Annotated in this window: 7 protein-coding genes and 1 riboswitch; of the genes, 3 read left to right on the forward strand and 4 right to left on the reverse strand. The window is 60.6% G+C overall.

What is annotated here, in order from left to right:
* Nucleotides 1-60: 60 nt before the first annotated feature.
* From AC2FL1_RS17590 to AC2FL1_RS17605, 4 genes are all read right to left on the reverse strand, one after another.
* On the reverse strand, nt 61-1,353 hold the full coding sequence (locus tag AC2FL1_RS17590; protein WP_496877791.1) for a TRAP transporter large permease: 1,293 nt from the start codon (nt 1,351-1,353) through the stop codon (nt 61-63).
* Nucleotides 1,350-1,805 carry a TRAP transporter small permease gene (locus AC2FL1_RS17595; RefSeq protein ID WP_496877792.1) on the reverse strand — a complete coding sequence of 152 codons (456 nt, stop codon included), beginning with the start codon at nt 1,803-1,805 and terminating at the stop codon, nt 1,350-1,352. Before AC2FL1_RS17595 ends, AC2FL1_RS17590 begins: the two co-directional genes overlap by 4 nt.
* 101 nt (nt 1,806-1,906) lie before the next feature.
* Nucleotides 1,907-2,959, reverse strand: coding sequence for a TRAP transporter substrate-binding protein (locus tag AC2FL1_RS17600; protein ID WP_496877793.1), 1,053 nt, complete (start codon nt 2,957-2,959; stop codon nt 1,907-1,909).
* 28 nt (nt 2,960-2,987) lie between these two features.
* Nucleotides 2,988-4,130: a M20 metallopeptidase family protein gene (locus AC2FL1_RS17605; RefSeq protein ID WP_496877798.1), complete on the reverse strand. Its 1,143-nt coding sequence runs from the start codon at nt 4,128-4,130 to the stop codon at nt 2,988-2,990.
* Between the two features lie 193 nt (nt 4,131-4,323).
* On the opposite strand from AC2FL1_RS17605, the gene AC2FL1_RS17610 reads away from it, so the two are divergent.
* The 3 genes from AC2FL1_RS17610 to AC2FL1_RS17620 form a co-directional block, all read left to right on the forward strand.
* Entirely contained in the window at nt 4,324-4,812 is a 489-nt protein-coding gene (locus AC2FL1_RS17610) for a MarR family winged helix-turn-helix transcriptional regulator (protein WP_496830146.1), read from the forward strand.
* A gap of 49 nt (nt 4,813-4,861) precedes the next feature.
* Nucleotides 4,862-4,946: riboswitch (glycine riboswitch) on the forward strand.
* 98 nt (nt 4,947-5,044) lie between these two features.
* Nucleotides 5,045-6,328, forward strand: coding sequence for a D-amino acid dehydrogenase (locus AC2FL1_RS17615; protein ID WP_496877794.1), 1,284 nt, complete (start codon nt 5,045-5,047; stop codon nt 6,326-6,328).
* Nucleotides 6,328-6,760, forward strand: a 433-nt coding sequence (locus tag AC2FL1_RS17620) for a pyridoxal-phosphate dependent enzyme (protein ID WP_496877795.1), incomplete at its 3' end; no start/stop codon positions are given. The genes AC2FL1_RS17615 and AC2FL1_RS17620, both read left to right, overlap by 1 nt.

Here is a 6,760-nt window from a genome sequence, read left to right on the forward strand (position 1 = left end):
AAAGCGGCGGGCAAGGATCTCCTTCGCCCGCCGCTCTTCGTTTTTGTGCCTGGTCGGCCTCTATCCGACGGTGCTTCCCAGCCAGAGCGTGATTGCGGGGAAGGCGACCAGCACGGCAAGGCGTACGACATCGACCGCGATGAAGGGGACAAGTCCCTTGAAGATCCGAACCACCGGGACATCGGGCAGGACCGCCTTGAGCACGAACACGTTCATCCCGACGGGTGGCGTGACCAGTGCGATCTCGGTCACCACGATCACGATGATCCCGAACCAGACAAGGTCGAACCCTTGAGCAACGACGATGGGCGCGAAAAGCGGCACGAAGATCAGGATGATCGCCATGGAGTCCATCACGCAGCCCAGCACCATGAACACGAGCATGATCGCGAAGATCAGGGCATAGCCTTCCAACCCTGTGGATTGCACCAATGCCAAGACACCGGCCGCCAGCCCCGACAAGGTCAGCAGTTTGGACAGCATCAGCGCGCCGAACAGGACCGTGTAGAGCGACACCGACGTATAGGCCGTGTCGATGATCACCCTGCGCAGCACGGCCCAGGTCAGCCGCCCGTGAAAGGTTGCAATCAGGATCGCAAGGCCCGCGCCCATGCCGGCCGCTTCGGTCGGCGTGAAGAGCTTGGCATAGAGGCCGCCGATGATGAGACCGAAGAGCAGAACGAAAGGCCAAATGCCGGACAACGCTTTCAGCTTTTCGGGCCACGGGGTCTTTTCGCCTTGAGGGGCGTGGCTGGGATTGCGGCCAGCAACGAACCGGATCGCGGCCATATAAAGTGCGAGGCCCAGCAGACCGGGGATCACACCGGCGATGAACAGGTCCCCGATATTGGTCTGGGTCAGGATGCCGTAGACCACCATGATGATCGAGGGCGGGATCAGGATGCCCAGCGTGCCGCCAGCGGCAATGGTGCCGGAGGCCAGCTCATCAGAATACTTGTACTTCTTCATGCTGGGATAGGCGACCTTGGCCATGGTGGCCGCCGTGGCGTAGCTTGAGCCGCAGACCGCCGAGAACCCCGAACAGGCGACCATGGTCGAGAGCGCCAGCCCTCCGCGCACATGGCCGACAAAGGCATAGGCCGCGCGGAACAGATCGTGGGCGATGCCTGTCTTGGAGATCACGTTTCCCATCAGGATGAACATCGGCACGACGGCCAGATCGTAGGACAGAACCGCATCGGAAATCGTCAATGGCAAGAGTTGCAGCGCGATGTTCCAGTTGATGGAAAAACCAATCCCGGCCACAGAGACGGCGAGCAGGGAAAAGGCGAGGGGAACCCGCAGAAAGGCCAGCATAATGGCCGCAAGTATTGCAATGGAACCGACGATCATAGCGCTTCCTCCTCATGGGTGTCTTCGGGATCGACCATCGGCCCGGTGAAGGCGATGGCCAGGGCGGCCAGCGCCGAGAGGGCGCAGCTTGCGGCCATGTAGAAATAGAGCGGGCCACGTGGGACACGGAGAGCCTGGCTGACTTCCGAGATGCGCGACGCGTTCAGTCCGTGCTTGACAAAGAGCCGGGCGACAAGAGCCAGCACTGTGGTCACCAACACACTGATCAGGACGCGCCACCACGCCATCCAGGGCTTGTTCACAAGCTTGTCGAGCAGGTCGATTGTCAGGTGCGCCCCAGCAGCGGTCACCAGCGGAAGGCCGGCAAAAACAACCAGTGCCATCAGATGCTCTGTGATGTCATTGGCCCCGTAGATCGGCTTGCCGACGATGCGGCGGCCTATGACGTCTGCGAAGGTCAGTGCGACCATTGCCAGAAGGAACAGTGCCATGACTGTTTCAACTCCCCGGCGGACTTTCCATGTCATGGACAGCATGATCCTGTCTCCTCCCAAAAAGGCGGGGACCGGCAAACCGGTCCCCGTTGCGCGGTTTAGTTCGATGCAGACGCTGCGAATTCGGTTGCAAGCGCCTCATACGTGTCGTTGTAAAAGGACAGCATGGCCTGCGGGTCGGCAACGCCAGCGGCCTTGGCGGCCTCCACCCAGTCAGCAACCATCGTGTCGTAGATGGTATCCACCGCCGCGATCAGTTCGGGCGAGGCTTCCACGATCTCATGACCGGCCGCGCCCAGCTTTTCGGTGGCGGCGGGGTTCTGCAGGTCGAAGTTCTTGCCCCATGCGGCGGAGAGTTCTTCGCCGATGATGCCTTCGATCGCGGCTTTGTCCTGGTCAGCCAACCCATCCCATTTGGCGCCGTTCATGATGACGAAGAAGGTCGCGTCATAGAAGCCGTTCGGGAAGATGGTGTGATGCTCGAGACTGTCTTCGAGGCGGAAGTTGACTACCGATTCCATGGTGTGAAGCGATCCGTCGATGACGCCGCTTTCCAGCATCTCGTAGGCCTTGGTAGCGGGTGCGGCCACCGGAACCGAGCCCAGCGAGGTCAACAGTTTCTCCTGGATCGGCCCGCCCATGCGGAACTTGACGTTGGCCAAATCCTCGGGCGAGGTCACGGTCTTGGAGCCATGGTGCAGTTGGCCGCCGCCGAACATGCCAACCGCGAGCATCTTCACACCGTCGAAAGCAGCGTTGTCGGCGAGATAGGCGTCATAGGTTTGCCACAGTGCCCGGCTTTGAGCTTCGGCATTGGTCCCGGCATTCGGGAACTCGGCAAACCACATCGAAACGAAGCGCTCGGGCTCATAGGTGAAGTTGCCCCAGGTGATGTCGGCCACGCCGTTGCGTGCCAGTTCCCAGTGCTGCGGCGGGCTAGCCAGCGGCGCGGGCAGGATCACGACGTTGACGCGACCTTCCGTGACTTCGGCGACCTTCTCGGTGAAGGGCACAAGGAAGTCGGTGTGCACAAAGTGGGTCGGCGGCACCCAGGACGACATGGTGAGCGTCTCGGAACTTGCCATCGTGCCCGCCATCATTGCGGTTGCGGCGACAGCGCAGGTGAGCATGGACTTGGTGAAGGTGATCATCTGGATCCTCCCTAGGATGATATCTGGTTCAGGTCAGTTGGTGAGAGTTGAGCGTTGCGCTCGTGCGGTGCTTTGCCAGGTCGGCAAAGATGGCGGCTCCGACAGGGATGATTTCCGGGTCGAAGACGAATTCCGGGTGGTGAGGGGCATAGCCGCCCTGACCTATGAAGAAGCAGGCACCGGGCACGAGCCCCGAGAGTTCGGAGAAGTCCTCGGATGCCATGAGACTGCGGGCGTTCTCGGTGACCCGACCCGTTCCAACGACCCGCGTTGCGGCAGCCACGGCGGCGGCGACGCAGACGGGATTATTCAGCGTGACGGGCACCATGCTGGTCACGTCGATCTCGATGAGAACGCCAAAGAGAAGCTCGGTCGCGCGCACCGCGTCCTGCAGCAAATCGGCCAGCGTATCGCGCACCTCGGTCGCCGTCGTGCGCATGGTCCCTTCGATCCGAACGGTATCGGGCAGGATGTTGCGTGCCGTACCGCCTTTGATCAGACCAAAGGACATCACCCCGGTTTGGCGTGCATCAAAATTCCGAGTAGCGGCCTGCTGAACGGACGAGATCAGGTGGGCGGCGGCTGCGACGGCATCCTGCCCGGTATGCGGCATCGACCCGTGCGCACCTTGCGCCTGGATCGTGATATCAATGTTGTCCGCAGACGACAGCGCCGCTGTCGCCGGCACGCCGAGCTGACCGGCGGGAAGGTCCGGCGAGTTGTGCAAGGCGTAGATCTCGTCGCAGGGGAACCGCTCGAACAGGCCGTCTGCGATCATCGCGCGTGCACCGGTCAGGAGTTCCTCGGCAGGCTGAAAGATGAAGCGAATTGTGCCGTCGAAGTCCCGATGCGTCGCGAGATAGGCGGCGGCGGTCAGTGCGGTGACCATGTGTCCGTCATGCCCGCAGCCGTGAAACCGGGCAGGAACTTCGGACGCGTAGCCGACCGTGGCTTTCTCCTGCATCGGAAGGGCATCAAGTTCTGCCCGAAAGGCGATGCAACGTCCGGGTGCAGCAGGTGACGCATCTTGACCATACAAGGTCCCGACGACGCCCGTGCCGCCGATGCCAGTTGCTACACTGTAACCGAGCTCGGTCAGCCGTGCTGCGACAAAGGCCGCCGTCCGCACTTCCTCGAAGCCGATTTCGGGGTGGCGATGCAGGGTCTGCAGCCAGTCTTGCGACGTTTTGCGGTGAGTCTCTTACCAGGTGGGAAACATCTTCGCGGGCTCCAAGTTATCTCAATGTGAGAATATTGCGCGGAGATACTTTTCCGGCAAGATGGTTTCTTGTTAAGACTATTTCGTGTGGAAATCAGGGTAAGACGTGATACTTTTTTGGTATCGACTACAGGAGAAGCGGATCGTGCAGACCGACAAGACTTTCAAGAACGAGCGCCTGACATACAGATTGAACATCGTCGCCCAAGAAGCGATCCAGGCAAACGACGAGATTTTCCTGAGAGAGACGGGATGCCGGATCCGCGATCTGCGTGTGTTGCGTTTGATCGATGATCGGCCGGGCACGACTTTCGCAGAAATCGCGAAAATAACTGGTTTTGACAGAAGTTTGACCTCGAGAATCATCCAGAATTTGATCGGCGCCGGTCTGATCGAGCGAGAAAATTCAAGCGAGGACGCGCGGGTGTTCCTGCTCTCCACAACGCCAAAGGGCAAGGAGGTTCGCCAAGTGGCGCGCCGTTTGTCTGATCGGCTAGAGGTGATCCTGACGGACCCGCTCTCTGCTCAGGAGATGCGGGCGTTCAACGAAATCCTTGCTCGTCTTGGGGCCTGGGTGACCTCGGAAGACTACCGAGATGCTCTCGCCAAAGAACTGCAAAAAGATGCACTTTAAAATAGTCTTGACGTGAAACTAAATGCGGTTTAGACCTTTTTCAGCCTACCAAGCTGTCACAGGAGAGGCCGATAACTCGGCGCCGAAGGAGCAACCCCCCGGAACCTCTCAGGCAAAAGGACTGTGACAAGCGCGGCGATCTGAAGCGCGCTGTGGAGCCTCCGCATCTCGCGACAGAGGGGATTGGACCTGTCATCCGGCAGGACGAAACCTTGGGTCGCGGGAGGATGCCATGACCAGAATTGCCGTAATCGGCGCCGGAATTACTGGCGTAACTACAGCATCAAGCCTGATGGACAGGGGCTATGATGTCACCTTGTTCGATCGCAATCGTTATGCCGCGATGCAGACGTCGTTCGCCAATGGCGGACAGTTGTCGGCATCGAATGCCGAAACCTGGAATCGTTGGTCGACGGTCTTCAAGGGCATGAAGTGGATGATGACCCGGGGCGCGCCACTTCTCGTTAACCCCAAGCCGAGCTGGCACAAGTATAGCTGGATGGCCGAGTTCGTGGCGTCGATCCCGCAATACCGGGCGAACACCGTCGAGACGACCCGTATGGCGATTGCTGCGCGCGGGCTTCTTCGTGAGAAGGCCGAGCGGCATGGTTTCGACTTCGACTGCGAAAACCGAGGCATCCTGCATATCTACACCGACAAGGCCGAATTCGACCACGCGACCGAGGTCAACAAGCTGCTGGCTGAGGGTGGTTTGGAGCGCCGCGCGGTGGCGCCCGAAGAGGTTCGCCAGATCGAACCGGCGCTCAGCGGGGATTTCTACGGTGGTTACTACACCGAAAGCGATTTCACCGGCGACATTCACCGCTACACGACGGGTCTTGCCAAATCCATCGAACGGGGTGGGGCGGTTTTACGCTTCGGCACCGATGTCGACGCGCTGAAGGTCGACAAGAACGAGGTCCGCCTGACCTGGAGCCGGAACAACGAAAGTCAGACCGAAACCTTCGATGCCATCGTCGTTTGTGCGGGTGTCGAAAGCCGGGCTATCGCGGAGCAGCTTGGCGACCGGGTGAACGTCTATCCGGTCAAAGGCTATTCGATCACCGTTCGCCTCGATGACGAGGAAAGCCAGCAGTCTGCTCCCTGGATCAGCTTGCTCGATGACGAGGCGAAGGTCGTGACCAGCCGCCTGGGCAAGGACCGTTTCCGCATCGCCGGCTCGGCGGAGTTCAACGGCTACAACCTCGACATTCGGGACGACCGGGTACGCCCGCTGGTGAAGTGGTGCGAACGGTTCTTCCCCGGTGTGAGCACCGAACACGCCATCCCATGGGCAGGACTGCGACCGATGATGCCGAACATGATGCCCAAGGTGGGGCAGAGCGCCCGCGACCGGGTGTTCTACAATACCGGGCACGGGCATCTTGGCTGGACGCTGTCCGCGGTTACCGCCGAAATGGTGGCCGAAAAGGTCGCGGGGTCGCGGACTGTCAACAGTGCAGGCACGGTGATCCCGGGTGCAAGGGCTGCGCTGCAAGTGCGAGGAGCGGTATGATGTATATCCCGACCTACGATGACATGCTTTGTGCGCATGATCGGATTGCGCCTTATATCCGGCTTACGCCGGTGCGGGTGTCGGATTATCTGAGCGAGTTGGCGGGGTGCCAGCTGTTCTTCAAATGCGAGAACTTTCAGGAGCCCGGCGCGTTCAAGGTGCGCGGGGCTGCAAATGCAGTGTTCGGGCTGGACGAGTCGCAGGCGGCCAAAGGCGTCGCGACGCATTCCAGCGGCAACCATGCCTCGTGCCTGTCCTACGCGGCCATGCTGCGGGGCATTCCCTGCAACGTGGTCATGCCGCGCACCGCGCCGCAGGCCAAGAAAGACACGGTGCGTCGCTATGGCGGCGTGATCACCGAATGTGAGCCCTCGACGACCTCGCGCGAGGCGCGTTTTGCCGAGGTGCAGGCCGCGACGGGTGGTGATTTCG

The sequence above is a fragment of the Ruegeria sp. YKSF070 genome (assembly GCF_059612725.1).